Origin of the sequence: Microbacterium sp. CPCC 204701 (assembly GCF_004010105.1) — a bacterium.
In the GTDB taxonomy this organism is placed as follows: domain Bacteria; phylum Actinomycetota; class Actinomycetes; order Actinomycetales; family Microbacteriaceae; genus Microbacterium.
Genome location: NZ_RRYE01000578.1, coordinates 1 through 1348, shown reverse-complemented (window position 1 = coordinate 1348; position 1348 = coordinate 1). Strand labels below are relative to the sequence as shown.

Annotated in this window: 2 protein-coding genes and 1 pseudogene; 1 reads left to right on the top strand and 2 read right to left on the bottom strand. The window is 71.0% G+C overall.

The genetic code is table 11. The features are described 5' to 3' along the window. A partial coding sequence (locus EIO58_RS18050) for a thiamine pyrophosphate-binding protein (RefSeq protein WP_164861869.1) occupies nucleotides 1-496 on the bottom strand: 496 nt, incomplete at its 3' end. A gap of 127 nt (nucleotides 497-623) precedes the next feature. Here EIO58_RS18050 and EIO58_RS18045 point away from each other — a divergent pair. Then, the gene (locus tag EIO58_RS18045) at nucleotides 624-944 is read left to right on the top strand and encodes a hypothetical protein (RefSeq protein ID WP_240659013.1); all 321 of its coding nucleotides are present in this window, start codon (nucleotides 624-626) and stop codon (nucleotides 942-944) included. 4 nt (nucleotides 945-948) lie between these two features. Here the strand turns inward: EIO58_RS18045 and EIO58_RS18040 are convergent. After that, nucleotides 949-1348, bottom strand: a pseudogene (locus EIO58_RS18040) (ArsR family transcriptional regulator); the annotation flags it as partial.

Below are 1348 nucleotides of genomic sequence, written 5' to 3'. Positions count from 1 at the left end.
GGAGCGGCCCGGCGTCGAGCGCCGCGACATCGTAGGGAATCGCGAGCACGGTGGGCACACGATAGGTGAGCGCGTGCTCGATCGCGATGACCGTCGTGGCCGCGGCATCCGCTCGCCCCACGGTGTACGTGCGCGCACCCACCGCCGATGCGAGCGCGATCTGATCGACGTCCCACGGGCGCGGGCCCGAGGTCGGCTCGTCGCCGACGACGAGCACGAGCGGCACGTGCGCCTGCACGGCCTCGGCGAGGGCGGTGATCGTGTTGGTGAACCCGGCGCCGTACGTCGAGGTCGCCGCGGCCAGGCGGCCGGACGCGCGATGAAAGGCATCGGCGGCGACGACGGCACCGGCCTCGTGGCGCACGGCGGTGAACTCGACGTCGGTCGAGCGCTCGAGCGCGTCGAGGAAGTACGCGTTGCCGTTGCCCATCACCCCGAACACGTGGTCGATGTGGCGGGCGAGGGTGAGAGCGACGTGAGCAGACACGGTGGGCATGGGAGGACTCCAGCGAAACGGAACGGATTTCAGGCCGTATGTGTCTCGCGCGCTCGCGCTGCGTGCCCATTTTTCGAGCACCGGCGGGATCGTCCCCGCCGGACGAGTCGAGTATAGGACTTCCGCCATGATGGACAGTATGAAGACGATCCAGCTGCGCCGCTACACGCTCGTCGAGGGAGAGTACGACGCGTTCGTCGACTGGTGGCAGCGATGGATGCCGAAGGTCCGGCCCGCCGCCGGCTTCGAGATCGAGTTCGCCTACGGTCTGCGCGAGACGAACGAGTTCGTGTGGGCTGTGAGCGCCCCCGGCGATGAGGCGGCATTCCTCGACCGCGAGAAGACGTACATGGCGTCGGATGCCCGCGCGGAGGCCTTCGACGGCGTGCCGCAGCGGGTCGCGGTGCACGACGTCCGCTTCGTCACGGAGTTCCCGACCACGGGCTGAGGCGTCAACCGCCGAGCGCCTCGCGGATCGTGCTGGCCGACCTGGCCAGACGCGCCGCGATCTGGGCGTCGTCGTGAGAGCTTGCGACGTAGACCACTGCGATCGACGCCGGCTCGCGCCCACGCAGCGTGAGCGGCACGGCGACCGCGCGCAGCGTCGGGATGACCTCGTCGTGGCTCGTCGCGAAGCCGCGGGCCGCGGCATCCGTCACCTCCGCGGCGAGGGCGGGTGTCACCTCGGCCGGCCACGACGGCGGGGGCAGCAGCGACAGGATCGCCTTGCCCGGTGCTCCGCGCGTGACCGGATGCCGCGTCCCGGGGCGCTGCGCGACCGAGGCGACCGCGTGCCGCGGCTCGATCGAGACGAGCGTGACGCACTCGTCGTGGTCGAGCACCGCGAGGAAC

Excerpts from the sequence above, each read along its gene's own strand:
- EIO58_RS18045 (WP_240659013.1), top strand. The coding sequence starts at position 624 with ATGATGGACAGTATGAAGACGATCCAGCTGCGCCGCTACACGCTCGTC.